24 protein-coding genes are annotated in these 25,292 nt (G+C 47.3%); 13 read left to right on the top strand and 11 right to left on the bottom strand.

Translation table 11 applies throughout. The annotated features are described in order from the left end of the window. Positions 1 to 18 precede the first annotated feature (18 nt). From R3D00_25625 to eat, 6 genes are all read right to left on the bottom strand, one after another. Entirely contained in the window at positions 19 to 1,503 is a 1,485-nt protein-coding gene (locus R3D00_25625; protein MEZ4776582.1) for an FGGY family carbohydrate kinase, read from the bottom strand. A gap of 134 nt (positions 1,504 to 1,637) precedes the next feature. Continuing rightward, complete coding sequence (locus R3D00_25620) at positions 1,638 to 3,695, bottom strand: transketolase (protein MEZ4776581.1); 2,058 nt, start codon at positions 3,693 to 3,695, stop codon at positions 1,638 to 1,640. Between the two features lie 196 nt (positions 3,696 to 3,891). Next, positions 3,892 to 4,146, bottom strand: a complete 255-nt coding sequence (locus R3D00_25615) for a type II toxin-antitoxin system RelE/ParE family toxin (GenBank protein ID MEZ4776580.1) — start codon at positions 4,144 to 4,146, stop codon at positions 3,892 to 3,894. Continuing rightward, entirely contained in the window at positions 4,146 to 4,370 is a 225-nt protein-coding gene (locus R3D00_25610; protein ID MEZ4776579.1) for a hypothetical protein, read from the bottom strand. Before R3D00_25610 ends, R3D00_25615 begins: the two co-directional genes overlap by 1 nt. A gap of 266 nt (positions 4,371 to 4,636) precedes the next feature. Further along, positions 4,637 to 5,539, bottom strand: coding sequence for a hypothetical protein (locus R3D00_25605; protein ID MEZ4776578.1), 903 nt, complete (start codon positions 5,537 to 5,539; stop codon positions 4,637 to 4,639). Between the two features lie 190 nt (positions 5,540 to 5,729). Next, positions 5,730 to 7,061 (bottom strand): ethanolamine permease, encoded by a 1,332-nt coding sequence (gene eat, locus R3D00_25600; protein MEZ4776577.1) that lies wholly within the window; start codon positions 7,059 to 7,061, stop codon positions 5,730 to 5,732. Positions 7,062 to 7,169: 108 nt separating this feature from the next. On the opposite strand from eat, the gene R3D00_25595 reads away from it, so the two are divergent. The 7 genes from R3D00_25595 to R3D00_25565 all read left to right on the top strand — a co-directional run bounded on the left by R3D00_25595 (position 7,170) and on the right by R3D00_25565 (position 15,197). Further along, positions 7,170 to 8,315, top strand: a complete 1,146-nt coding sequence (locus R3D00_25595) for a cysteine desulfurase family protein (GenBank protein ID MEZ4776576.1) — start codon at positions 7,170 to 7,172, stop codon at positions 8,313 to 8,315. Positions 8,316 to 8,476: 161 nt separating this feature from the next. Continuing rightward, positions 8,477 to 9,658, top strand: coding sequence for an NYN domain-containing protein (locus tag R3D00_25590; GenBank protein ID MEZ4776575.1), 1,182 nt, complete (start codon positions 8,477 to 8,479; stop codon positions 9,656 to 9,658). A gap of 159 nt (positions 9,659 to 9,817) precedes the next feature. Further along, positions 9,818 to 11,383: a hypothetical protein gene (locus R3D00_25585; GenBank protein ID MEZ4776574.1), complete on the top strand. Its 1,566-nt coding sequence runs from the start codon at positions 9,818 to 9,820 to the stop codon at positions 11,381 to 11,383. Positions 11,384 to 11,412: 29 nt separating this feature from the next. After that, positions 11,413 to 12,780: a DUF4407 domain-containing protein gene (locus R3D00_25580; protein MEZ4776573.1), complete on the top strand. Its 1,368-nt coding sequence runs from the start codon at positions 11,413 to 11,415 to the stop codon at positions 12,778 to 12,780. A gap of 140 nt (positions 12,781 to 12,920) precedes the next feature. After that, the gene (locus R3D00_25575) at positions 12,921 to 13,607 is read left to right on the top strand and encodes an OmpA family protein (GenBank protein MEZ4776572.1); all 687 of its coding nucleotides are present in this window, start codon (positions 12,921 to 12,923) and stop codon (positions 13,605 to 13,607) included. A 9-nt stretch (positions 13,608 to 13,616) separates the two neighbouring features. Further along, complete coding sequence (locus R3D00_25570) at positions 13,617 to 13,889, top strand: MoaD/ThiS family protein (GenBank protein ID MEZ4776571.1); 273 nt, start codon at positions 13,617 to 13,619, stop codon at positions 13,887 to 13,889. Between the two features lie 54 nt (positions 13,890 to 13,943). Next, positions 13,944 to 15,197, top strand: coding sequence for a sterol desaturase family protein (locus R3D00_25565; protein MEZ4776570.1), 1,254 nt, complete (start codon positions 13,944 to 13,946; stop codon positions 15,195 to 15,197). Here R3D00_25565 and R3D00_25560 read toward each other — a convergent pair. The 5 genes from R3D00_25560 to R3D00_25540 all read right to left on the bottom strand — a co-directional run bounded on the left by R3D00_25560 (position 15,167) and on the right by R3D00_25540 (position 19,678). Further along, positions 15,167 to 15,577, bottom strand: a complete 411-nt coding sequence (locus tag R3D00_25560; GenBank protein MEZ4776569.1) for an Rrf2 family transcriptional regulator — start codon at positions 15,575 to 15,577, stop codon at positions 15,167 to 15,169. The genes R3D00_25565 and R3D00_25560 overlap by 31 nt on opposite strands. A 161-nt stretch (positions 15,578 to 15,738) precedes the next feature. Then, positions 15,739 to 16,815 carry a hypothetical protein gene (locus tag R3D00_25555; protein ID MEZ4776568.1) on the bottom strand — a complete coding sequence of 359 codons (1,077 nt, stop codon included), beginning with the start codon at positions 16,813 to 16,815 and terminating at the stop codon, positions 15,739 to 15,741. A gap of 21 nt (positions 16,816 to 16,836) precedes the next feature. After that, positions 16,837 to 17,334, bottom strand: a complete 498-nt coding sequence (locus tag R3D00_25550) for a hypothetical protein (GenBank protein ID MEZ4776567.1) — start codon at positions 17,332 to 17,334, stop codon at positions 16,837 to 16,839. Between the two features lie 192 nt (positions 17,335 to 17,526). Continuing rightward, positions 17,527 to 18,828 carry a thymidine phosphorylase gene (locus tag R3D00_25545; GenBank protein ID MEZ4776566.1) on the bottom strand — a complete coding sequence of 434 codons (1,302 nt, stop codon included), beginning with the start codon at positions 18,826 to 18,828 and terminating at the stop codon, positions 17,527 to 17,529. Between the two features lie 16 nt (positions 18,829 to 18,844). Next, on the bottom strand, positions 18,845 to 19,678 hold the full coding sequence (locus R3D00_25540) for a purine-nucleoside phosphorylase (GenBank protein MEZ4776565.1): 834 nt from the start codon (positions 19,676 to 19,678) through the stop codon (positions 18,845 to 18,847). Positions 19,679 to 19,816: 138 nt separating this feature from the next. Here R3D00_25540 and ccoS point away from each other — a divergent pair, with 138 nt between their 5' ends. From ccoS to R3D00_25510, 6 genes are read left to right on the top strand one after another with little or no spacing between them, the layout of a single operon-like run. Next, positions 19,817 to 20,029 carry a cbb3-type cytochrome oxidase assembly protein CcoS gene (gene ccoS, locus R3D00_25535; protein MEZ4776564.1) on the top strand — a complete coding sequence of 71 codons (213 nt, stop codon included), beginning with the start codon at positions 19,817 to 19,819 and terminating at the stop codon, positions 20,027 to 20,029. Next, the gene (gene ccoN, locus R3D00_25530) at positions 19,974 to 22,169 is read left to right on the top strand and encodes a cytochrome-c oxidase, cbb3-type subunit I (protein MEZ4776563.1); all 2,196 of its coding nucleotides are present in this window, start codon (positions 19,974 to 19,976) and stop codon (positions 22,167 to 22,169) included. Before ccoS ends, ccoN begins: the two co-directional genes overlap by 56 nt. A 28-nt stretch (positions 22,170 to 22,197) precedes the next feature. Continuing rightward, positions 22,198 to 22,407 (top strand): cbb3-type cytochrome c oxidase subunit 3, encoded by a 210-nt coding sequence (locus tag R3D00_25525; GenBank protein ID MEZ4776562.1) that lies wholly within the window; start codon positions 22,198 to 22,200, stop codon positions 22,405 to 22,407. A gap of 2 nt (positions 22,408 to 22,409) precedes the next feature. Then, a complete protein-coding gene (locus R3D00_25520) occupies positions 22,410 to 23,372 on the top strand; it encodes a cbb3-type cytochrome c oxidase N-terminal domain-containing protein (GenBank protein MEZ4776561.1) in 963 nt (320 codons plus the stop codon). Positions 23,373 to 23,400: 28 nt separating this feature from the next. Continuing rightward, the gene (gene ccoG, locus R3D00_25515) at positions 23,401 to 24,843 is read left to right on the top strand and encodes a cytochrome c oxidase accessory protein CcoG (GenBank protein MEZ4776560.1); all 1,443 of its coding nucleotides are present in this window, start codon (positions 23,401 to 23,403) and stop codon (positions 24,841 to 24,843) included. Positions 24,844 to 24,846: 3 nt separating this feature from the next. Then, on the top strand, positions 24,847 to 25,281 hold the full coding sequence (locus tag R3D00_25510; GenBank protein ID MEZ4776559.1) for a FixH family protein: 435 nt from the start codon (positions 24,847 to 24,849) through the stop codon (positions 25,279 to 25,281). Positions 25,282 to 25,292 lie beyond the last annotated feature (11 nt).

Genomic DNA, 25,292 nt, shown 5'->3' with positions numbered 1-25,292 from the left:
GATAAACTTTTCTCCAATTTAAGAAAGAATACCTGATAATACGCCCTTCCATCGAGAATATAAATCTTGCAATTGCTGCGAATGCGCGGTATTGGGGTGGATTTCAGAGAGTTTGGTCAGTCCGGCAAATGTCTCTTCACGCCCTGCATAATATCCGGCGCCAAGTCCGGCTGCTCTTGCTGCACCCTGGGCACCATCGGTGTCGTAAAGTTCGATCGGCACGCCGGTAAGTCCTGCCAGTGTATCTCTGAATATTTCGCTGAGAAACATATTCGCCCGGCCGGCCCTGATCACTTTGGGCGCAATGCCCATGTCTTTCATGATTTCCATCCCATAGACAAACGAGCAGACAATTCCTTCCTGCGCAGCTCTCAGCAAATGCCCTCTGCTGTGGCGGTTAAAGTCAATTCCGGAAATCTGACACCCCGGGTTTCTGTTTTCCAGCACGCGTTCTGCGCCGTTTCCAAAGGGCAATATCACGAGTCCTTCCGAGCCAATAGCCACTTCTGCTGCCATCTGGTTCATTTCCTGATAGTCCCATTCGGTATGGAGATTGCGTTTGAGCCAGCTGTTGAGAATACCCGTTCCATTCACACAAAGCAATACGCCAAGACGGGTTTTTTCTGCAGTGTGGTTGACGTGGGCGAATGAATTGACCCGGGAGAACGGATCGTATTTTACGGTACCACTGACGCCATAGACTACGCCTGAAGTTCCGGCTGTTGCGGCAATGTCGCCGGGTTCCAGTACATTCAGGGAGAATGCATTATTGGGCTGGTCTCCGGCACGATAGGTAACGGGAATGCCTGCGGGAAGTCCCAGCTCGGCGGCAACCGAAGCCCGCAAAGTGCCCTGCGGACCAAATGTTGGAACGAGGCCGGGGATCAGCGACTGCGAAAATCCGTAATGATCCATCACCGGTTGGGCGAGTTGATTTTGCTGAAAATCCCAGAATATGCCTTCTGACAGCCCAGAAACGGTGGTGGTAATTTCGCCGGTAAGTTTCATGGCGATATAGTCGCCCGGCAGCATGATGCGGTGGATTTTTTCATAAATAGCCGGTTCATTTTCCTGTACCCATTTGAGTTTGGATGCGGTAAAATTGCCGGGCGAATTGAGCATACAGCTCAGACACAATTCTGCGCCGATTTCTTTAAACGCCTGGTTGCCGGTTTCTACGGCGCGGCTGTCGCACCAGATAATGGAAGGGCGAAGCGGGGTAAATGACTGATCCACCGCCACCAGCCCGTGCATCTGGTAGGAAATACCGATGGCGCCTACGGCTGCCGCTTCGGCCTTGCCCGCAGTAAACAATTCCCGGGAAACTTCTTTGATGCAGTTCCACCACGTATCGGGCGATTGTTCGGCCCATCCGGGATGTGGCGCAGAAATCGGAAGCTCCTGCCGGGGGTATTGCGCCGAAGCGATACATTTTCCCGTAGCGCCATCAATGATTGCGCCCTTTACCGATGAACTGCCGATATCAAAACCTAGTAGTAGCATAGAAAATGACTTTTGACTTCCTGTGAACCCCCTTTCCGCCGTGTCGTCCCCCTTTGAAGGGGGACTGGCGGAATAAGGTGTGAACTACAGATATTTGATTTGTAATTTAATCAGGATATCAGTTCTGACTTCCTCTAATTTAGCATCTCCATTGCCTGATTAAATACGTTTTCGGCGGTGTAGCCAAATTTTTCGTCCAGCACTTCATAAGGCGCTGAATAACCAAAATGGTCCAAACCGATCACTTTGCCGTATGGGCCAACAAGCCCCTGAAGTGTTGCGGGCAAGCCAGCGGTCATGCCCAATACGGGGATTCCGTCGGGAATGATCTGTTTCTGATATTCGGCAGACTGCGCGCGGAACAACCCTTCAGAAATGGCGGAGACGATTCTTATTTTCAATCCTTTTTCCTTGCGGAGTTTTTCTGCACCTTCGACGAGGGTCGCTACTTCGGAGCCATTGGCTACGAAGATAATGTCGGGGGTTCCGCCGTCTTCCTGCACGATATATGCACCTTTTTCAGCTTCCTGGGCATCGAGGTAGCGGTTGCCCGATTTGGAAGGCAGATCTTTGATATTCTGCCGGGAGAAAATCAGGCCCGTAGGAGTATCGGTATTTTCCATAGCCATTTTCCAGGCTACGGTGGTTTCATGACCGTCGGCAGGTCTTAATACAAGGAAGCTGCTTTTTCCCGAATGGTTTTTGAGTTGTTCGAGCAAACGCACCTGCGCTTCCTGTTCGATCGGCTGGTGAGTCGGGCCATCTTCTCCCACGCGGAAAGCGTCGTGTGTCCAGAGAAACTTCACGGGCTGCTGCATCAGGGCGGCAAGGCGCATCGTGGGTTTCATAAAGTCGGAGAAGACAAAAAATGTCGCACAAACCGGGATGATTCCGCCGTGAAGGGCCATGCCGGTAGAGAGGGCCGCCATCGTAAGTTCGGATACACCCGCCTGTAAAAATTGCCCCGAAAAGTCTCCTTTGGTAAAGGGATGTGTCTTTTTGAGGAAAGAATCGGTTTTGTCGCTATTGGAAAGGTCGGCAGATGCTACGACCATATTTTCTATATGATCGGCAAAATAGCTAAGAACGGCACCGGAAGCATTTCTGCTGGCAGAATTGGGTTTTTGTTCGATTTTGCTGTAGTCAATGGCGGGAACTTTTCCGGAGAGGAAAAAGTTGAGTTTCTCTGCAAGCGCAGGATTTTCAGCTTCCCATTTTGCCTGAACGCCTTTTCTGATTGCTGCGTTTTGTTTGTTGTGTTCATTCACTTTGGCATAATAGGCCGCTACTTCGGGGAAAATCTGAAACGGATCTGCCGGATCGCCGCCGAGATTTTTGATTGTATTTTCGAAGGAAGCGCCGGCTTTGCTCAGGGGCTGTCCGTGGGTTTCGACTTCCCGCTCAAAACTATGTCCGTCAGCGGTAACGGCGCCTTTGCCCATGATGGTTTTGCCGATGATCAGCGAAGGGCGGTCGGTTTCAGCAATGGCTGCTTTCAATGCTGCGCGAATCTGATCCTGATTATTGCCCTCGATGGTCTGAACATGCCAGCCCCAGGCTTCATATTTCTTCGCAGTGTCTTCATTCATTACATCAGACACGACAGAAGAAAGCTGAATATCATTGGCATCGTAAAACATGATGACGTTGCCGAGTCCTAGAAAACCCGCGGTACGGCCTGCGCCCTGGGAAACTTCTTCCTGAATGCCTCCGTCGGAGATGTAGATATACGTTTTGTGTGCCATCCATTCGCCAAAGCGGCTGGCGAGGAATCGTTCGGCAATCGCTGCCCCAATCCCAAAAGTATGCCCCTGCCCGAGCGGCCCGGAGGTATTTTCAATTCCGCGTTTGACGTCAATCTCCGGGTGGCCGGGAGTAGGGCTGCCCCACTGGCGGAAGTTTTTAAGATCTTCAAGAGAAATGTTCCCTATCAGCGTCTGAAGGGAATAGAGCATGGCAGACATATGGCCGGGGTCCATAAAAAAGCGGTCCCTGTGAGGCCAGGTCATATCGGAAGGATCGTACTGGAGGAATTCTGTAAACAGAATATTTACAAAATCAGCACCTCCCATAGCGCCGCCGGGGTGGCCGGATTTGGCTTTTTCCACCATGGCGGCGGAGAGAATGCGGATATTATCCGCGGCTTTATCTGCAATAGAGCTGTTTGCCGAAAAGGTCGTAAAATCGGACATAATGATCGGGGTGTTAATTGCTAAAGCTGAATATTTTCTAAACCGGTTGAAATTTGAGCTGTAAAGTAACAAACTTCCGGAGCTTTTTCCCACCCATTCATGCAGAAGATATTACGGGTTTAGGGGAATATTTGGGGAGGAGACAGATTTACGGAATATCCTTGGGGGTTATTGGCGTACTTTGCAGGCGGAAATTTTACTCATAGATGTCTTTTCGATGCCCCAGGTCAATAACATTTACTTGGAGTATATCATCAAAAATATCATAAATAATACGGTAATCCGCTACACGAATACGATATCCATCTCTGCCTTTAAGTTTTTTGCATCCTTGTGGGCGGGGATTTTCGGCGAGGCGGTAAATAGCTTCTTTGATAGAGGAATAGTAGGGCTCACTAATTTTTTTCAGAGATTTAATAGCACCTTTCCTTAAGGTAATCTGATAAGCCATTAAGATTTATTTTTCGTTTTTCGGTTGCGTTTGGCTTCGATTAACTTAAATGCCTCATCAATGGGCAGTGAGGATTCATTTTTCGACTTGGCCTCGTCATAAAGCCGGATATCCGCCAATTCTTCCAACTTTTCAATTAATATCCGAAACTCCTTCATCGGCAGGATGACGGAGATTTTTTTGCCTTTATTGTCGGTGATGTATTGTGGATGTACCGTAAGCATAACTTATAAATACTCTTTTTACAGTTAAAAAAATAATGCCGATTTATGGGAGAAAGCTACCAAATCTCAATCGGAAAAACAATACGATCATCTGAGACAAGACCAATTAGGCCAACGAGTAGTTTCAACCGTAAAATAAAAAAAGAGACCTGGCTATTAAACCGGGTCCCCATTAAGGCAAATACGATACTTCTTGATACTTTTTGTTTTCTTAAAGAATTGGGGGCCGGGCCCTTGCGTGTTTCCGACCCCCTTGATTCCCCCATTTAATCCGTTACCAGCACGAGGAACTTCGAGGTTTTCCAGAACTTAGCCGGATTCGTGATCTCGAGGCTGGTTATTTTTTTATCTTCCTGATTGAAGACATATGAGTCTGAAGGATGACTTGTCAACAGTTCTGCTTTTTTGGCGTCAACCGGTATGCTGCTGATCTTTGTGATGTCGATCGAGGTGAAAGCTGACTCGCTCAGGTTGCCAGACAGTTTGGTTTTGCTGTCTAATACTTTGCGATCTTTCAGTTCTTTGGTCGAACCGGCGATATAATAGGCAGTGTTGAGTTTGGTGGTTTGTTCGTTGAGTTTTTGAGTCTGCGCATCCAATGTCTGCTCCTGGTCGGCGAGCAGGGTACTTTGCTGCTCATTTTGCTGAGTCAGATTGTCGGCTGCATCTTTTAAGGTATCAACTCTGCGGTTGAGCGTTTCGATAGAGAAGTTGAGGTCAGCCAGATTGTTTTTTAAGGAAGCGACTTCTTCATCTTTGGTAGCCAATTGTTTTTTCAACTGGTTGACCATTTTGCGAAACTCATCGGTTTTTCCTTCTGAGGCCTGAAGTTTTTGATTCAGGTCATTGATGATCGCTTCGTTTTGTGCCAGCAATTCATTGATCGTTTGGATATCTTCCAGAATCTGATCTTTAGATTCTTTCCGCATCTCTGGGTTTTCATTGCTCATATTGACCAAAGCTTCACGCTCTTTGATCAGATCCAGATTTGCCTGGAATGATTCAAATGAAGACACGAAGTCATTCAAAAGAGAGTCTTTCTGTTGTGTCTGCTCTGAGAGTTGTGCATTTTGTAGCTCAAGTTCTGCGATCTTAGCTTTGTTACAGCTAAACAAAACGGAAGCAAGCAAGACTAAAATGATCAGATATTTTTTTGAGGAGATATTCATAATGCTCTGTGTTAAAAATTTCTGTGCTTGTTTGTTGAATGGTAAATGGCAAAGCACATTCCATTTTGGCACAGAGCAGTAAGTGGCTGAAAATCAAGTATTTAATTTTTGGCCTATTTTCTTTTTTTTCTCAATTTGAGAAATGACCTGTTAATTTGGGAATTGGGTTGCGCAATCTGTAAAATATATCCTACTCTGATACCCGGTTTTTCGAAATGATTCCATTCAACCAATAAGTCCCGGCCATAAATCCGAAAAAAATCGCTGCCAGTACGGGGTTGTAGATCGTAATGGCGATCAACGCTACAGTTGAGATCGCCAGCGCAATTGCCGGAAACCACGGATACAGGGGCACACGAAACGGGCGCGGCAGTTCTGGTTCGCGTTTTCTGAGCACAAACAGCGACACCATCGAAATCATATAGAGACACAGGGCACCAAAACACGCGATCGTAATGATTTCCGCGGTTTTGCCAGTCAGCAGGGCAATGATCCCGATGATCATATTAAATATGAGCGCATTGGCGGGAGTTTGCCTTTGTGGAAGGGTTTTTCCCAATGCTTTGGGGCCATAGCCCATTCTGCCAAATTCGAAGGTGGCTCTCCCGGCTGCGAGGATAATACCGTGGAATGAGGCGACCAGGCCAAACAGCCCGATAAATGCCACGCCTGACGTAAGCCAGTGATGATCTCCCATGACCCTGGCCATGGCCAGCGGGAGGGGCGAATCCAATGGCTCCGTACTCCCCGGCTGATACACGACACTTTCCCAACCGCCTGCACCTACAGAAGCGGCAAAGGTAAGCCCGCACAGTACCACCAAGGTAAGGATCGCCGAACCAAATCCTACCAGCACATTCCGCTGGGGGTTGATGGTCTCTTCAGCGACATTCGCTACGCCTTCTATCGCAAGGTAAAACCAGATCGCAAAGGGAATGGCTGCGAATATGCCTCCGACACCGTGTGGGAAGGCATTCTGCTGAAGATTTTTCCACTCAAAATGTGGCAGTGTGCCACCCGCAAAAAGCAACAATCCTAATACGGCAACCACCGTTACCAACAGCTCAAAGCCGGCAGCGGCGGCTACGCCATATATATTCAGCCCCGTAAAAATGAGATAGGCAAAAATTGCAATCGCCAATATCGGCAGCCAGGGCAGGAGGAGATTCAGGTACGCGCCAATGGCAAATGCAATGGCTGGTGGGGCAAAAATAAATTCAATATTTTGCGCCATTCCCCCTACAAATCCCCATTTGGGTCCCAAAGCCCGGGTGGCATAGTCAAAAGCTCCCCCTGCTTTAGGGATCGCGCAGGCCAACTCCGTATAACTAAAGGTAAAAGTCAGATACATCAGGGTGATAAACAGCGTGGCAACCGCCAGTCCGCCCGTGCCGCCTTCCGGCAAACCGAGGTTCCACCCGAAGTACATACCGGAGATTACATACCCTACCCCCAGTCCCCACAACATGACCGGACCAAGGGTTCGCTTTAATCCGGCGGATTCATTTTCTGGAATTTCCATAAATCAGGATTGGTTAATTCCGGAAAAAATAGCAAAACCTTTTATATATTTGAAAATTCGTTTTTCGCACAGGCCAGACTCAACTGCTGAATTTAACTGTTTTTCCCTATGAAAGTATATCTGGACAATGCCGCGTCTTCACCTATGGCCCTGGAGGTATTTGAACACATGAAGCCATACTTCCTTGAATTTCAGGGAAATCCGTCTTCAACACATGCGCATGGACGGCATCTTCGCAATGCCATTGAAGATGCCCGTAGAATCATAGCCACCAATCTGAAGGTATCTCCTTCCGAAATATTTTTTACCAGTGGCGGTACAGAATCTGACAATACCGCCATCGTTGGGGCCGTAAAATCTCATCATATTCAACATATCATTTCTGCCCGGACCGAGCACCATGCGGTTACGCATACCCTCGAACATCTGGAAGCGGAAGGCAAAGTTTCCGTCACCTGGCTTTCCGTTGACGCCCAAGGGCATATCGATCTGGCTGAACTGGAAGAAGTGCTGGGTCGTACGCCCCAGACGCTGGTAAGCCTGATGCACGGCAACAATGAGATCGGTACACTCCACGATATTGCTGCCATAGGAGAAATATGTCGCCGCCATAAAGCTTTATTCCACTCTGATACGGTGCAGACCATGGGCAATGTTGCCCTGGATTTCAGTCAGATTCCGGTAGATTTTGCTGCGGCTTCGGCACATAAGTTTTATGGCCCCAAAGGCGCCGGATTTATGTTTGTAAGGAAAGGGGTAAAAATTCCTGCTTTGATATATGGTGGTGGCCAGGAAAGAAATATGCGTGCCGGAACGGAAAATGTAGCCTTTATTGCCGGGGTAGCCTGTGCGTTTGACCATTGTAATCAGACTATGGCCCAAAAGACCGCGCATATTCTGGGGTTGAAAAATTATATGAAAGCGCAATTGCAGGAACAAATACCCGGTGTGCGGTTTAATGGCGAAACAGATCCACAAAGATCTTTGCCATCAGTGCTGAATACCACTTTCCCCTGCGGGGAAGAAGATGCGATGCTGCTTTTTCATCTCGACCTGGCCGGCATTTCTGCTTCGGGTGGTTCGGCCTGCAGTTCCGGTGCCCTGATGGGATCGCACGTACTGCGCGAGATCGGCGCTGATAAAGAAACCCTGCTCAACTCCGTGCGGTTTTCTTTTGGTGTACAAAACACAAAAGCGGAAATAGATTATGTAGTGGAAACCGTCAAAAAACTGGTCCCACAAACCGTAAGGTAAGATTTCCTGAATCCTTATCGCAAAAGCTAAAAATAATTGAAGCAAATTTTCACTAATTTTGCTACCGCTATCGTTATTCCTCAGATTACCTGTTATTTCGACCCTTGTTCTTCTTCCTGTTGTGGAACTTTAGTTTAAGAACAATTTGTTTGTGAGGATTGATGGAAGGACAAAATGTAGCTATTTACCTGGATTTTGAAAATCTTGCGATATCTGCTGAGACGGTTTACCCCTCAAAGCGGAAACCATTTTTAATAGAACCGCTGGTGGATTATGCCACGACCAAAGGCGCAGTGCTGATCAAAAAAGCCTATGCTGACTGGTCGAAAGACATATTTTCCCAATACCAGAATTCACTGATGGAGCAGGGGTTTGAACTCATTCACCTGCCGGAAACCAACCTTCAGGGGAAAAATGGTTCGGATGTACGCCTGGCCGTAGATGTCATGGAGTATATGGAGTTGTTTCCCCGCATCAATTCGATTTTGATCGGTTCGGGCGACACAGATTTTATTCCCCTGATTCAGCGGTTGCGTGCCAGAGGAAAAGAAGTCATCATTGTAGGATTTGAGCACAGTGTCGGCAAACTGGTTAAGCGGAACAGCGATGAATTTAAATCGCTCGAAGAGTTGTTGGGCAAGCCGGAGGCGGAATCACCGGTTTCGGGGCTTTCCGATGACCTGGATATGGTGTATGGCCGAGACCTGATGTTGCGGTTTCTCCGCAGTCGTAACGAGGATGAGCCGATGCTCATGTCCAAACTCAAGCAGCAGTTGCTGCGGCTGGATCCTTCATTCTCTGAAAAGGAGCTGGGTTTCTCCACGTTCAAGCAGTTTGTGGAGTCTCTGATAGGAGATCTTGTAGAAAAAATCGAGGCCGAAGATCAAAGCCTGCCACTCGTATTTTTTGCTGAAGTACCGGAGGAAGAAATTACCCGGGAAGTCAACACCCGCGAAAATGCCATACAGTTTCTGAATAAAAAACTACGCTACCAGAAGGCCGCACCTAAAAGAATAGAGCTTTCGGGCGTTTTGCTAAAAGCGCTGAAAGAGGACAAGTCCATGTCGATGAATCAAATGTTTGAATATGTAAGCGAAAATCTCGACAGGAAAATTCCCAAAACAGACATTAAAAAGTATATCAATACGCTTTTTACCGGCGGTGCTTTCCAGCCCAGTGATAAAAAAGCAAACGGCCCTTTACTATCCCGGCCATTTTACCTGAAAGAATCTCTCCGAAACCCGGAACTTCTGGATGTCATATATATTCAGCGGGTGAGTGAAATATTACAAAGCCGTTACACAGAGCTTGGCGCGCAGGAAATATTGGAGATGTTGATTTGATCTAATTCGTTCAAACACAAATATTGTCAGTTGGCGGTAAAAGATGACAGGGTGAACAAACATTCTCCTATCTTAGTGTCGCTTGCCTTGATATCCATTTTTATTCCATAGCCTCTTTCTTGTACGTCCTCGTTCACGTAATCAGAAAGCCGTTTTGCTATGTTCAGTCCGTTAAAAGAAACTCATACACCAAACACCAACCGCTCTAAAGCTGGCTCAGCCGGAACCGGTAAAAAACTTCGGGCCAAACAAACAAACCAAGAGGAAGAAGTAAAAATTGTTCCTCTTAACGAATCACAGCATAACAGTGACCTTTTGTCCAGTAAAAGCCCCAAAAAGACTTCTCCGAGAATAAAAGAATCAGGAGAAAACAAGGTAATTGTCCCGGTAAAAAAAGCGTTCAAAGCTCCGGGAAAAGGAGCGAGAAAATTATTTACCGAAACAGAAATCTGGGTTTGCGGAAAATGCCAGGCTGAGAATCCTGTCGCCAACACTTCCTGTCTCGGTTGTAAAGGCGTGTTACCTGTCATTACCCTGTTTAAGGCGAGTCACAAAAAAATCGCATTAGGTACACCGATCCGTCTTTCCTGGGAAGTTTTTGAAGCAGATACTGTCGAATTGAATCCCGGTGAAGAAGTCCTTCCAAAAAAAGGGATGATGGATGTGATGCCAGATGAGACGACCGAATACATCATCACCGCAAGAAATGAAATCGGCGCCCGTACGCTTGCCGTGGAAGTTGTATTGGATGCTCCCCAAATTCATTATTTTGATGCGACCGATACCCAGATCCAGGTTGATTTTCCGATGATTTTTCACTGGGAAGTAGAAAATGGCGCAGAATTGTCGCTCGATATGGGGATAGGAGATGTTTCTGGCAGAAGTTTTACCGAAGCCATGCTCACCCAGCCGGGCGTTTGTACGCTTACGGCGCGCAATAAGTCTGGCGAAGATTCGGTATCTATTACCCTTACGATCGGCAAACCTGATATCATTTCTTTTTATGCCGGTGGCGAAACGATTCGCGTCGGAGAACCTAATATCCTTTACTGGGAAGTCCTCAATGCGGAAAAAGTCATTCTCGAACCCGATGGGCTGGAGTTGACAGGCCTATCTTCGACTGAAGTATTTCCGGACAGAACCACAGCATATACGCTGCGGGCAGTAAATGCAGCCGGAGATGTATCCCGCTCTCTGACACTGACACTTCCCCCTCCCAAAGTCCTGCACTTTGGCGGGGAAAAAGAACTTTCAACGGAGGGAGAACCCCTCGACATTTCCTGGCGGGTGGAAAATGCACATACGGTAACCATCGATAACGAAATCGGTGAGGTGGAAACTTCCGGAGAGATTCGTTTCCGGCCTGTACAGGCTTATACCTACCTGACACTCACAGCTACAGGGTATTCGGGGGAAATCTCACAAACAATTCAGCTTACCCGATTCCCGATTCCGCTGGAAGAGTCCCTGATTCCTGTAAACCACGAATTATCAGATGACATGGATTTAAACGAAAAACAATTTGACCAAACAATCTCCGAGCTCGAAAAACTGGAAAATGAACTCCAGAAAGCGCACAAACAAAGGATAAAAGAAGCGCAAATAAAAAAAGCCAGAGAAATGAGTCTTACAGACGAAATGCTTTCGCTTAAAAAGGCCAGTGTGCGCTCTGAACTGCAACATATTATCCGGCGATTTAAGTCTATGTTTTCATCTAATAATTAATCCCATCTTCTTTAATATATTCTGCAATTATGGATCAGTATTCAAATTATATAGATTCCGGTACTTATGACGATTCGCCGGAGCGGCCAGGGGGATTTAAGCGATTTTTCTTCGCCTGTGCCGGTGCATATATCAAAATTCTGGAAGCCTGTCCTTCAGAACATACCAAATATGTAGGGATCGGCGCCACAATTTTCCTCACCGCCTGTCTGGCCGTAATCTCCGGATCATTTGCCATTTATACCCTGATCGACAATGCGTTTGTGGCATTTATGTTCGGACTTTTGTGGGGCGCGATGATTTTTAACCTCGACCGGTATATCGTATCAAGTATCCGGAAGGAAGGCAAAACCTGGAATGAACTTGGGCTTGCCATGCCACGTCTGATTCTTGCAGTGTTGATTTCTATTGTCATCACCAAGCCGATCGAAGTAGAGTTGTTCCGCAATCAGATCAATTCGGAGATGTTTGCTTATACCACTCAGCTTGAAAAAGAGGCCGAAGCCAAACTCGACAACCGCCTGGGGCTTGACTCCATCCGTATGCAGCTTGCTTATGTGGACAGTATCCGGATGGAATACAAAAAGCTGAAAGAAGGTAAACCTACTTCCTTTGATTTTGGTGAAGTCTCTGCCGAATACCGCGTGGCGAAACAAACCTATGATAGTATTGTAAATGTCTATATGCCGCGCATTAAGGCCAACGAAGCGCGGAGAAGTTACCTTTGGAATAAATATGCCACGAAGGTATTTGCCGAAGGCGAAGATGGCAGCACGAAGTTTATCCGCTGGGATTTTCCCGAAAAATGGCAGGAAAGCAGCAACCAACTGTATCTCGTCAACAAACGCCTTCAGGAGGAGATTGATGCACAGTTTGCCATTGTCAAAAAACTGGAAGGAGAACGCCGCGGCGCCCGGGAAGCTTTTGCCGAAGGGATTGATGAAGAATTGCGCCTGCTCCAGATTCAACGCGACGAACTGATAGCCGCCAAACAGGAACGCGATGAGATCCGAAAAGAGCAGGTCGGAGGCGCGATTGAAAAAGCCCGCCGCTATGGTATTGGTTTTCCCGCCAAAATTCAGGTGCTGGAAAAAATGAAAGACAATGACTCTACGATCTGGTGGATCAGCAACCTGATTGTCATGCTGTTTATCCTGCTGGAGACTTCTCCCGTTTTTGTCAAACTTATCACCAAACGCGGACCTTACGATTATCTCCTCAGCCGGATCGAACACCATAAAAAAGTAGAGTCTCTGCGTTATATTTCCGATATGAATTACGACCTCAACGCGACCATTAAACTTCAGTCCCGCAAACATTCAGGTACTGGCAGTGTCAATGGCGTCAATGGTGTCAACGGTAAACATGTAGAAGAAATATTTGAAGAATCAAACTGATCCATTTCATTCAGACATTTATAGAAAAAAGCCCGTTCTGTTAACAGCACGGGCTTTTTTTGTGGCCGGTTTTTTTCCCTATATTGTCCACTGATTCCCCATTTTTTTTTCAAAGTCTCACACCTAATAATTATCTGTTTATGGATACTACCAACTTCTTTCTTTCAAAAACAAAGGGAATCATGGTTTTTGTGATGGCCAGCCTCTTGTCCATTTCCTGTAATACCAGCAATGCGGTCAAAGGCGGAGCAATTGGCGCCGGCACGGGCGCTGTGATTGGAGGTGTGATAGGCAAAAAAGCCGGTAATACCGCCGTAGGTGCAATATTGGGCGCAGCTGTAGGCGGCACAGCCGGTGCACTGATTGGCCGTTATATGGATAAACAGGCTGAGGAAATCCGAAGAGATGTCAGAGGGGCAGAGGTAGAAAGAATAGGGGAGGGTATAAAAATTACTTTTGACTCTCAGGCTATGTTTGATTACAATTCTTCCGAACTCAAAGCAGGAACTAAACGAAGCCTTCAGGATCTGGCCCAAATCCTCAATAAATACGGCGATACGCAGGTACTTATCGAAGGCCATACAGATGCTTCCGGTTCGGATGAATATAACCAGACCCTTTCCGAACAAAGAGCTGCGGCTGTAAATCAGTATCTTTCTGTCTTGCAGGTAGATCCTGCGCGAATGACAAATGTCGGTTATGGCGAATCCCAACCTGTGGCTGACAATGAAACCAATGCAGGAAGACAACAGAACCGCAGGGTTGAAGTAGCTATTTATGCTACTAAAAAATTAAAAAAACTGGCCAAAAAAGGCAAAATAGGGTAGTTTTAACCGATGATCACCGTTCGCTTTACTTCCGCACTGAAACGTTTTTTCCCCCGGCTGAAAGAAGAATCTGTCAGGGGAAAAAACCTCGCGGAAGTTCTCGCCGAACTGGAAACCCGATACCCCGGCCTTCGCCATTACCTTACCGATGATCAGGGCTGCCTTCGCGAGCATGTCAATATCTTTATCGGGCAGGAACTCCTCGCCGACAGATATGATCTTTCTGACCACCTGAAAGATGGCGACGAAATTTATATCATGCAGGCGCTTTCGGGTGGATGATGCTGGATTTTCGCATTTTTTCCGGCTATCTTGCGTAATTAATCATTCTGCTCTATGGAAGCTTATGCACAGGTTTTAAGTTATGCAATTCCGGGTTTCATTTTGCTGATCATCATTGAGGCGATCGCCGCCAAAAGGATGGGCATGAAGGTGAATTACGGCATGGACACTATTTCCAGTCTCAGTTCCGGTATGACCAATACCCTCAAAAATCTCACAGGCCTTTCCATTGTGATCATCAGCTACGAATGGATGGAAAGCCATCTGGCGATTTTTGAAATCAAGTCGACTATCTGGCTATATGTGCTCGCCTTTATCGGAATTGATTTTGCCGGCTATTGGTCGCACCGCTTTGACCACGTGGTAAACCTGTTCTGGAACCGCCACATTGTGCACCATAGCAGTGAGGAGTTCAACCTGGCCTGTGCCCTGCGGCAGAGCATTTCGGCTGTGGTGGGCATTTACTTTTTTCTCTACATTCCTATGGCGATCATCGGTATTCCGCCTAAAGTAGTGGCAATTACTGCTCCGCTCCACCTTTTTGCCCAATTCTGGTATCATACAAGGCTGGTAGGGCGAATGGGCTTCCTCGAATATATCATCGTTACGCCTTCCCACCACCGCGTACACCATGCGATCAATCCGGAATATATCGACAAAAATTTTTCGCAGATCTTTATTTTCTGGGATAAATGGTTTGGCACTTTTCAGGAAGAATTGCCCGATGTACAACCTGTATATGGAACGAAAGTTCCCGCGCATACCTGGAACCCGGTACTGATCAATTTTATGCACGCCTGGTCACTGGCCAAAGACGCATGGCATACCCGCAACTGGTGGGACAAAATCAGGCTTTGGTTTATGCCCACTGGCTGGCGGCCTGAAGATGTAAAGGAAAAATACCCGGTCAATATGGTGAAGGATATATATAACCGACCCAAATACCATACCGGTGGTTCTGTCCTGTTTCAGGGTTGGGTATGGTTTCAGCTAATCGTCAACAACCTGTTGCTGTACCATATGATGGTACAGATCGGCGATTATACATTCCCCGAAATCCTCCTCTATGCGCTGGTACTGATGGTATCTATTTTTGCCTATACCTCTTTGATGGATATGCACCCGATTGCCTTTCCCGCCGAACTGGTAAAGTTGGGTATGGGGGTATGGGTGATTTTTTCTACGGGCGGATGGTTTAAGCTGGACGAAATCATACCCGGGGGAACAATGATTGTGGCTGCCTATCTCATAGTTTCAGCGGCGATGGCGGGATATTTTCACTTTGCCATCAGGTCGGCCAGACTTTGATTAAACACTTCCAGCATTTCCTGGCGCAGTTCCTGAAAGAGTTTGCGGATATGGCAGGTGACTTCGTCGTGGCATTCGTCGCATTTTTCGTAAAAATTTTCCGACACGCAGGGGATGAAGGCGATGGGACCATCCATGATGCGCATGATTTCGACTACCTGAATTTCTTCGGGAGATTTTCGCAGCGAATAACCGCCATTTATCCCCCTGTCGCTTTTCAGCAGAGCCGAGCGGGTAAGTTCGCGGAGAATGGCCTCCAGAAATTTGGGTGGGATATTTTCGGTTTCAGCAATAATCCTTGAAGGCAGGGGTTGTCCGGAAGTATCTCTGGCGATTGCCATTAGGGCTTTGAGCGCGTATTTTGCACGTTTTGAAAGCATATGTAGCGAAGATATGCACGAGACGGGGAAAAACAAAAGGAGCCTGGGCCAGATGGCAGCCGGGCTTCACATTGCCTGTGCATCTTTTCCCGCAGCGATGGCTTTTCTCTTCAATCCATGCCATCAATATGCCTGCTAAACCTAACGAAATATCCGGAAGATCACCGGATTTGCTCCATATTTCCCAGCAGTTCAAGCACCCGCACATCCATCTCCTTTGCCGTTTCCACCGTTATTTCCCTGTCCGATTTGAAATACAGACGGTTGTCATCAGGACCATAGGGCACGATAAGCGACACCTTGTAGGATTTTCCGTTGAATGAAAATAAGTAAACCCTCATCCAACCATTTTCCTTCACCAAATCAGCCGTCACACTGATTACTCCTCCGGGAAACCTGGCAAGCTTGTCTTGCGAAGGCAGCGTTTCCATTTTCACCTTATCGAAGTCCGTTTCCCTGCGCATTTGGGTAAGTACCTCCAGTGCCCATGCGTTTGGGTCCCCCTCCGTTTGCTCAAAAACGACCTGAGGATATGCCGTACCAAGTCGGTCGCAACGCCCTATATGATAGCTGTTTTTTTCCGAATCATAGGCAGCCATTACATTCCCCCTCACGTGAAGGCGGAGCCCGATTTTGGGCAGGTCGAGTGGCCGCAGAATGCTGCTGTAGCCAGGGTCGCCAAAGATTTCAGCACCTATAGCAGAAAAGTTCTCATTTACGAAGACCACATCAATTATCAATATCTGGCTGCCGTTGAAAAAAGCCTGCACATAACGCACGACATTGTCTCTGATGTTGTCAATAGTCAGCATGGCATCATAAAAGGTCCATCCCAGGTAGTGGGTATGACTCTTTTGCGTGAGCGGACGAAATTTTCCGGGAGATCCATCCGCAGTGGCGGCGTACCGCTCCATCATATTGTAGAAAGTATCAGCCTTTGCGCAGCCCCATTCCGGGTACAAATACATATTGGCGATAATTTTTGCATTCTTATCCTCGCTATTGTACGCATACTGGATGAAACTTTGGCTGCCGCTTCCTTTTAGCGTCGACTTACCGGCCTCCTTGAAAAATGGTATGCTGATACCAAATTCTGGAAACTCGTACCGTTGAAGCGTGTGCTGTGCAGTGGCAATGCAGAACAGGTGCAGGCTGATTAGCAGAAGGATTGATTTTACCATAGAAAACATAAAAGTGCCTCTTTGGAGCCTTCGTAAATACCCATTGGTTTCAAGCATCTGAAAAAGAATTTGGAAACCTCAATCCTTCAGATACACGACTTTGGATGACATGAAATCCGGCTTTTTCATGGAAGCAACTACTTCCTTTCGGAGCGCCTCTCTGCTGGTCACAGCATCTATCCCCCCCTCCAGCAGGCTGACATCGTGGACTATCAGATCCTCACCATCAAATACGTAATGATAGTGATAAAACTTCTGGTCGTTTTCATCATGGGGCTTGCCAAAAAGAAAGGATTGGCCTTCGAGGGTTGTCACCCAGGCATCAAGGTAGTCAACCTGGAGAGCATACATCTCGCCCTTTTCCAATACGTGGACCTCGTAAGTATAGTCGTCTTTTTTTGTGAGGGTCAGTTTCTGCATTTCGGCCTCCCCGCTTTGGTCGATCCACGTACCAAGCAGCCGCTCATCAATTTTTTCTTTCCCGGGGTCACCCAGCGGGAAATCTAAGCCCACCGGACAGCCCGAAATCAGAACCGCAAACACCAAAAGCATAGTTGAAAACAACAGGTTTTTCATTTGACAAAAATTTAAGATCACTGGTGATATTTTGAACTTTCCCGGATGGGTGTCAAACAGGCAGATGTTTCAGTGAACCTGGTTTTTAAATTACTGACGGCCAATCACTTGAAATATTTCTGCTCGCTTGTTCCGGCAACTTCTATTCTGCACATATTTAATGAGATTCAGGAAATTTTACAATATGGTATATCAAAAAATTCCCTCTCTCCCCAGCACCAGTTTCTGTGTCTCAGTTTTTTCTGTACCAAATGCAAAAGCACTCAGTACAAGTTCTTCCGTTCCGGAGATTTTCTCCATTGATGCAGCGTGAAGGGTTGCCAGCACTTCGCCTGCATGAACAAAATCCCCCGTTTTTTTGTGCAGCACAATTCCGGCTGCCAGGTCGATATTTTCTTCCTTTGTTTTTCTTCCGGCCCCCAACTGCATGGCTGCATTGCCGATGGTGCGCGCATCCAGGTGTGTAATGTATCCACTCTGTCTGGCTGCCAGCGCAATCGAACAAACGGCTTTGGGCAACTGTGTCGGATCAAATACCGCTGCCGCATCGCCCCCCTGGGCGATGACCAACTCTGCGAGTTTGGCAAGGGCTTCGCCATTGTGGAGTTTTTCTTCCAGAATTTTCCTCGCGACAGTCTCATCAGGCGCAAATCCAGAAAGCATAAGCATTTCCGCTGCCAGTACGAGGCATATTTCCCGGAGATCTTCGGGCCCCCCGCCCCGCAAAGTGTCGATCGCTTCCTGTACTTCGAGGGCATTGCCGATGGCATATCCCAATGGCTGCTCCATGTCAGTGATAATGGCTACGGCTTTTTTGCCCATATTCGCAGCAATCTCCGTCATGGTTTTTGCCAGTAAACGTGCAGATTCAAGGGTGTTAAACGAACCGCTGCCTGTTTTCACATCCAGCACGATCACATCTGCGCCGGAAGCCAGTTTTTTGCTCATAATACTGCTGGCTATCAGCGAAATCTGCTCCACTGTGCCCGTCACATCGCGCAGGGCGTAGATTCTTTTGTCAGCAGGAACGAGCTGCGCCGACTGCCCGGTGATGGCGATGCCCACGCGGTTGACATTGTCGATAAAAGTCTCCCTGCTCAGCTCCATGTTTATGCCGGGAAATACGGCAAACTTATCAACGGTTCCGCCTGTATGCCCCATTCCCCTGCCCGACATTTTGGCGACTTTTACCCCACATGAAGCGACCAAAGGCCCCAGCACGAGAGAGGTTTTATCGCCCACGCCACCCGTGCTGTGTTTGTCGGCTTTTACCCCATCGATTCCGGAAAGATCAATTACTTCCCCCGAATACATCATGGCACGGGTGAGGTCAACGGTTTCACGGGCATCCATCCCTTTAAAATAAATGGCCATCAGCAGCGCCGAAGTCTGGTAGTCAGGGATAGAATTGTCGACCAGTCCGGAGATAAAAAAATGAATCTCATCAGAAGAAAGGGCGAGTCCGTTTCTTTTTTTCAGAATGATATCGATCATTCGCATAAAAATCAGCTTAGAGGGTACGGATAATTTCTTTGAGTAGAGGAATGACCCGGGGTTTTACCTGATCCATGGCGGCGAGTACATCCTCGTGTTCGAGCGGTTTGTCGGAGATTCCTGAACCCATATTGGCGATATAGGTTACTCCCAGCACGTCGATGCCCAGAGCAAAAGCCGTAAGTGCCTCCGGCACAGTGGACATACCCACGGCATCTCCTCCCATACGGTGAATCATTTCGATTTCGGCGGGTGTTTCAAAACTGGGGCCAGTCATAAAAGCGTAAATACCTTCTTTGACAGCCACCCGGATATTATGAGCAGAAGCCCTGGCAACTTCGAGCAGGCGGGCGGAATATACATCGGGGTTGCGGAGGAAGGATTCAGCAAAATGTATCCCCAGTTCGCCCCAGAGCGGATTACCTCTTACGACATTGAGGTGGCCGGACAGGAGCATAAGGTCGCCGGGGGTAAAGGAGCGGTTGACCCCGCCGGAGGCGGAGGTGATAATGAGCGTGCGAATCCCCAGCCCAGCGAGTACATGCACGGGAAAAGCCAGTCGCGTCATCGGGTGGCCTTCATAATAATGAAAACGACCTTGCATGGCTGCGACGGTTTTTCCGCCAAAGGTACCGACCACCAGCTGTCCGGCATGGCCGATGACAGTTGTCGGCGGGAATCCCGGGATTTCGCTGTAAGGCACAAAGACAGGGTCATCAAGCCCCTCGGCCACAGGGCCGAGGCCGGAGCCCAGGATGATACCTGTGTCGGGAATCCGCTCACCACAAAAAGCCCTGATAGCAGCCAAAGCCTCAGGAAGCCTCTCTATATATATTTGATTTTTACGCATAAAACCCACAAAACCAAATCTCACGATTTCTGGAACCGGATTCAAGTTACGAAAAATGATAAAAGTCACTCTATAAGTTGACCACACGCATCTTTTACTTTCTTCCAGCCCAATACTTTTGGGGAAACAAATTTCTACATGAGTGCAATAATTATCCTGATCGTCTTGAGCCTCGTAGTTGCCCTGGGATTTCTGGCGGCGTTTCTATGGGCAGTCAAATCGGGTCAGTTTGATGATGATTATACGCCGGCAGTAAGAATGCTGTTTGAAGAAAAAATTCAAAACCCCAATACTTATGATCAAGAATCCCACCCTGAACACCGAACAGGAAGTGAGACCAGGCCAGATTGAACATTTTGCCTACGACAACGTCATCGTAAAAAACTTTGCTATCGCCAGTGTATTCTGGGGAATAGCCGGTATGTTGGTCGGGTTGATTGTGGCACTGCAGCTGGTTTTACCTGAATTTGGATTGTGGGCCGGTATCGGAGAATTGTCCTTTGGGCGTATCCGGCCACTGCATACCAACGCTGTCATTTTTGCCTTCGTTGGTAATGGTATTTTCATGGGAGTGTACTACTCTCTTCAGCGTTTGTTAAAAGCATCTATGTACAGCAAAGCCCTGAGTAATATCCACTTTTGGGGTTGGCAGACCATCATTGTCATGGCCTTGATTTCGCTTCCTATGGGGATTACCTCCGGAAAGGAATATGCGGAGCTCGAATGGCCGATTGATATTGCGATTGCGCTGGTATGGATTGTTTTTGGTTTGAACATGTTTATGACGATGATTCACCGTCGTGAACGCCACTTGTATGTGGCGATATGGTTTTATATCGCTACATGGATTACGGTGACAGTACTGCATGTTGTCAACAGCATTGAGCTTCCTTTTAGTTTCTTAAAAAGTTACTCCGTGTATGCAGGCGTGCAGGACGCACTGGTTCAGTGGTGGTATGGTCACAATGCGGTTGCATTCTTCCTGACTACTCCTTACCTCGGATTGATGTATTACTTTATCCCTAAAGCGATCAATCGCCCGGTATATTCTTACCGACTTTCGATTATTCACTTCTGGGCACTGATATTTATTTATATCTGGGCAGGTCCTCACCACCTGTTGTACACCTCACTGCCTGACTGGGCGCAGTCGTTGGGAACGGTGTTTTCCATTATGCTGATTATGCCTTCATGGGGTGGTATGCTCAATGGTCTGATGACACTTCGCGGTGCATGGGACCGTGTGCGCAACGAGCCTATGTTAAAATTTCTGGTTGTAGCGGTTACTGCTTATGGTATGGCTACGCTGGAAGGCCCGCTGCTTTCTGTAAAGAGTTTCAACGCGATCACACACTTCACCGACTGGACCATCGGACACGTACACGTGGGCACGCTGGGCTGGAACGGCTTCCTTACTTTTGGTATCCTTTACTGGCTCATACCCAAGATGTGGAAAACACAGATTTTCTCCATCAAACTGGCCAATGCACACTTTTGGATCGGTACACTGGGCATTATTTTCTACTGCGTACCGATGTACTGGGCAGGTTTGACCCAAAGTCTGATGTGGAAAGATTTTGATGCAGATGGGTTCCTGGTTTATAAAAACTTCCTCGAAACCGTATTGCAGATTGTTCCTATGTACTGGATGAGAGCTTTAGGCGGAACGCTGTACCTTGTGGGTGTATTTATCATGGTCTATAACCTGATGAAAACCGCAGGTGCTGGCAGCTTTGAAGCATACGAACAGGCAGAAGCACCTGCACTGGAAAAAGATTTCGAAGAGAAAAAAGGCGAATACTGGCACCGCTGGATCGAACGTCGCCCCATGCAAATGCTGGTCTTCAGTCTGGTAATGATTCTGATCGGTGGTATTGTGGAGATGATCCCCACCTTTATGATCAAATCCAATATTCCTACCATCGCTTCTGTTCAGCCCTATACACCGCTTGAACTTCAGGGCAGGGATCTTTATGTGAAAGAAGGTTGTTATACCTGCCACTCACAGATGATTCGCCCATTCCGCTCCGAAACAGAGCGTTATGGTGAATACTCCAAATCCGGTGAGTTTGTTTATGATCACCCATTTCAGTGGGGTTCCAAACGCACAGGGCCTGATTTGCACCGTATTGGCGGTAAATACTCCGACAGCTGGCATTATCAGCACATGCTGGACCCGAGATCGATGTCTCCCGGTTCGCTGATGCCCAACTATTCGTGGCTCTTTGAACGCCAGATTGATATTGCTTCTACTGAAGCGAGAATCAGTGCCATGCAGACCCTTGGTGTACCTTACCCCGCCGGTTTTGAGAAAGAGGCCAACGATGACCTTTTCCGTCAGGCCGACGAAATTGTCGCAAGGCTGAAAGCAGATGATATCATTGACGCAGAAACTGGTGCCTATATCCGGGATAAGGAAATCATCGCTATGATTGCCTACCTGCAAAGAATGGGTACGGATATCAAGGCCCAAAACAAATCCGGTCAATAATCCCCTTACTTCTATTAACGCTACAATTATGTATAAAGACGTTTTGAGATCTATGGATGATGTGAGCATGTTTCCCCTGGTGGCCATCCTGTTATTCTTTGTACTGTTTGTCATCATATTTATCTACGTGATGCGAATGGACAAAGGGACAGTGGACCACATGGCCTCCATGCCGTTGAAATCGGGTACAATCTCCGATCTGACCAATGATATCTCCCTTAACGGTAAAGCAAAATGATCATGAATCGAAAGTTGATAAAATATATTTTCATGGCAGGGCTGGGAACATTTACCTTCCTGCCTGCCTTCAGCCAGACTGCTGCTACGTCGACCACTCCGGCTGCCAACATGCAGACCCAGTTGTTATGGTTACTGGTATTTTCTCTGATTGTACTGGCCTTTACCATCCTTGTCCTGACTTTTACAGTTATGGCACTGGTGAGGAAAAATCGCGAATTGGAAACCTCAGCAGAGGCAGTAGTAACCGAAGATGGCACGACAGTCGTACCCGTTGAATCCACTCCTTCAGCTTTTAGCTGGACTTCTATCCGGCAAAAACTGGTAGGCGCCGTCCCCGTAAGCCGTGAGTCAGAAATTGACCTTGGCCACAACTATGACGGTATCCGCGAACTGGACAACAACCTCCCACCCTGGTGGAAGTACGGATTTTACCTTTCTATTGTATTTGCGGTAGTATATATGATTTACTATCACATGTCGGGCAATGGCTGGTCTTCCAAAAAGGAATACGAAACAGAAGTCGCAGAAGCAAATGTTCTTAAAGAACAGTACCTTCAGAAAGTTGCCAATCTTGTCAACGAGACCAATGTAGCCGTACTCGAAGACGCGGTAAGTCAGGAAAACGGGAAGAAGATCTATATGACCAACTGTATCGCCTGTCACGGTGCACAAGGACAAGGTGGAGTAGGACCTAACCTGACTGACCAATACTGGATCCATGGCGGTGGTATCAGCAATATCTTCAAAACCATCAAGTATGGCGTTCCCGAAAAGGGAATGATCTCCTGGCAGGATCAGTTGAAACCGAAAGAAATGCAGGAAGTAGCCAGCTTTATTCTGACTTTCCAGGGAACTAATCCTCCGGATGGGAAAGCGCCGCAGGGCGATCTCTACCAGCCGGAAGAATCCGCTCCTTCGCCAGAAGCAACCACTGATACTACTACTGTTGCAATGAACCAATGATTATAAGTAATCATTAATAAGTAAAAAAATGTCTGCCCAATCAAAAGAAACCAATCAGTCCAAAACCTCAACCCTTCCTGAAATTGACTATGAGGCATTTCGGGATACGATCGGAACTGTAGATCAGGAAGGGAAGAGGCGATGGATTTATCCAAAGAAACCCGCTGGTCGCTACCATCGGAGAAGGATAGGTGTTAGCATTGTCTTATTATCATTGTTGTTTCTGGGGCCAATTCTTAAGTGGAACGGTCAGCCGATGTTTCTATTCAACATCCTCGAGCGAAAATTCATCATTTTCGGGTTGACCTTCTGGCCTCAGGACTTCCACCTGTTTGTACTGGCGATGTTGTCCTTCATGGTCTTTGTTGTACTTTTCACCGTAGTTTTTGGCCGTGTATGGTGTGGCTGGGCCTGTCCTCAGACGATTTTTATGGAAATGGTTTTCCGTAAAATCGAATACTGGATCGAAGGCGACCGTAACCAGCAGCTCAAACTCAATGAAGCACCCTGGAATACTGAGAAAATCATTAAAAAGGGAAGCAAGCTGCTGATCTTTTATGCCATCTCTTTTCTCATTGCCAATACGCTCATGGCCTACCTGATCGGCCTGGATGAAGTAGCCAAAATTGTTACCGAGTCCCCCTTTGAAAACTGGGGGAAATTCACAGGCGTAATGATTTTTTCGGGCATATTTTTCTTCATTTTCTCCTATTTCCGCGAACAGGCCTGTATTGCGGTTTGTCCTTACGGGCGTCTGCAGGGAGTCATGCTGGGAAAAGATTCAATCGTTGTGGCTTATGATTTTCTCCGGGGAGAGCCACGCCAGCGGGTAAAGAAAAATCAGGTCCGCGAAGGCGGAAATTGTATCGACTGTAGCCTGTGTGTGCAGGTTTGCCCCACCGGCATCGATATTCGCAACGGTACCCAGATGGAATGTGTCAACTGTACAGCTTGTATGGATGCCTGCGATGATGTCATGGACAAAGTCGGTTTTGACCGTGGACTGATTCGTTACGATTCATACAATGGAATCGCCAGTAAAACTCCCTTCCGGTTTACGGCCCGAATACTTGGGTATTCCCTGGTATTGGTAGCCCTGCTTTCGGTTCTGGGTTTTCTGCTTGCCGGTCGTTCTATGGTAGAAACAACCTTGTTGCGCACCCCGGGTATGCTTTTCAAAAAGACCGATGACGGAATGATCTCCAACCTCTACAATATCGAGGTGGTGAATAAAACCGCAGAGACCTTTGAAATGGAACTGAAACTCGTCTCTCACGATGGAAGAATACGTCAGGTGGGTGCAGAAAAGCTGCATGTCAACCCCAGAGATATCACCAAAAGTGCTTTATTTGTGGATATTCCTCCGGACGAACTTACCGGTAACAAGACTCAAATCGAAATAGAAGTATGGTCAGGAGATAAAATGCTGGATCATGTTACCACTAATTTTCTTGGACCTGTAAAACACTAAGCTATGAACTGGGGAAAAAAAATCGCACTCGTATATACCATCTTTGCAGTTTCGATGATATCGGTAACGGTTTACTGCTCTCAGCAGGATATCAATCTGGTAACTCCGGAATATTACGCTGAAGAATTGGGCTATGAGTCTCATATTACAAAAGTGAAAAACGCCGGTGAGCTGGCCGATCCGCTACAGATTTCGTACGAGTCGGGGGCAAAAAACATTCTGCTGACTTTTCCGGCAGGCATGACTGATATCCGGGGAGATGTAAAGTTGTATCGCCCATCCAATTCACGGCTGGACAAAGACTTCCCGATTGCGGTCAGCAATCTTCAGCAGCAAATTGCTGCGGGTGAGCTTCAGTCAGGGCTCTGGCGGGTAAAAGTAGAGTGGGAGACCGCTTCAGGGGCCTACTTTCAGGAAAAATCGATTTTTATTCAATAAGCTAACTGTAG

The organism is Bacteroidia bacterium, assembly GCA_041391665.1.
In the GTDB taxonomy this organism is placed as follows: Bacteria; Bacteroidota; Bacteroidia; order J057; family J057; genus JAGQVA01.
This window is presented reverse-complemented; position numbering and strand designations above follow the sequence as displayed.

Coding starts and splice junctions, on each gene's coding strand:
- R3D00_25625 (MEZ4776582.1), bottom strand. CDS start 1,503: ATGCTACTACTAGGTTTTGATATCGGCAGTTCATCGGTAAAGGGCGCA.
- R3D00_25620 (MEZ4776581.1), bottom strand. CDS start 3,695: ATGTCCGATTTTACGACCTTTTCGGCAAACAGCTCTATTGCAGATAAA.
- R3D00_25615 (MEZ4776580.1), bottom strand. CDS start 4,146: ATGGCTTATCAGATTACCTTAAGGAAAGGTGCTATTAAATCTCTGAAA.
- R3D00_25610 (MEZ4776579.1), bottom strand. CDS start 4,370: ATGCTTACGGTACATCCACAATACATCACCGACAATAAAGGCAAAAAA.
- R3D00_25605 (MEZ4776578.1), bottom strand. CDS start 5,539: ATGAATATCTCCTCAAAAAAATATCTGATCATTTTAGTCTTGCTTGCT.
- eat (MEZ4776577.1), bottom strand. CDS start 7,061: ATGGAAATTCCAGAAAATGAATCCGCCGGATTAAAGCGAACCCTTGGT.
- R3D00_25595 (MEZ4776576.1), top strand. CDS start 7,170: ATGAAAGTATATCTGGACAATGCCGCGTCTTCACCTATGGCCCTGGAG.
- R3D00_25590 (MEZ4776575.1), top strand. CDS start 8,477: ATGGAAGGACAAAATGTAGCTATTTACCTGGATTTTGAAAATCTTGCG.
- R3D00_25585 (MEZ4776574.1), top strand. CDS start 9,818: ATGTTCAGTCCGTTAAAAGAAACTCATACACCAAACACCAACCGCTCT.
- R3D00_25580 (MEZ4776573.1), top strand. CDS start 11,413: ATGGATCAGTATTCAAATTATATAGATTCCGGTACTTATGACGATTCG.
- R3D00_25575 (MEZ4776572.1), top strand. CDS start 12,921: ATGGATACTACCAACTTCTTTCTTTCAAAAACAAAGGGAATCATGGTT.
- R3D00_25570 (MEZ4776571.1), top strand. CDS start 13,617: ATGATCACCGTTCGCTTTACTTCCGCACTGAAACGTTTTTTCCCCCGG.
- R3D00_25565 (MEZ4776570.1), top strand. CDS start 13,944: ATGGAAGCTTATGCACAGGTTTTAAGTTATGCAATTCCGGGTTTCATT.
- R3D00_25560 (MEZ4776569.1), bottom strand. CDS start 15,577: ATGCTTTCAAAACGTGCAAAATACGCGCTCAAAGCCCTAATGGCAATC.
- R3D00_25555 (MEZ4776568.1), bottom strand. CDS start 16,815: ATGCTTGAAACCAATGGGTATTTACGAAGGCTCCAAAGAGGCACTTTT.
- R3D00_25550 (MEZ4776567.1), bottom strand. CDS start 17,334: ATGAAAAACCTGTTGTTTTCAACTATGCTTTTGGTGTTTGCGGTTCTG.
- R3D00_25545 (MEZ4776566.1), bottom strand. CDS start 18,828: ATGATCGATATCATTCTGAAAAAAAGAAACGGACTCGCCCTTTCTTCT.
- R3D00_25540 (MEZ4776565.1), bottom strand. CDS start 19,678: ATGCGTAAAAATCAAATATATATAGAGAGGCTTCCTGAGGCTTTGGCT.
- ccoS (MEZ4776564.1), top strand. CDS start 19,817: ATGAGTGCAATAATTATCCTGATCGTCTTGAGCCTCGTAGTTGCCCTG.
- ccoN (MEZ4776563.1), top strand. CDS start 19,974: ATGATCAAGAATCCCACCCTGAACACCGAACAGGAAGTGAGACCAGGC.
- R3D00_25525 (MEZ4776562.1), top strand. CDS start 22,198: ATGTATAAAGACGTTTTGAGATCTATGGATGATGTGAGCATGTTTCCC.
- R3D00_25520 (MEZ4776561.1), top strand. CDS start 22,410: ATGAATCGAAAGTTGATAAAATATATTTTCATGGCAGGGCTGGGAACA.
- ccoG (MEZ4776560.1), top strand. CDS start 23,401: ATGTCTGCCCAATCAAAAGAAACCAATCAGTCCAAAACCTCAACCCTT.
- R3D00_25510 (MEZ4776559.1), top strand. CDS start 24,847: ATGAACTGGGGAAAAAAAATCGCACTCGTATATACCATCTTTGCAGTT.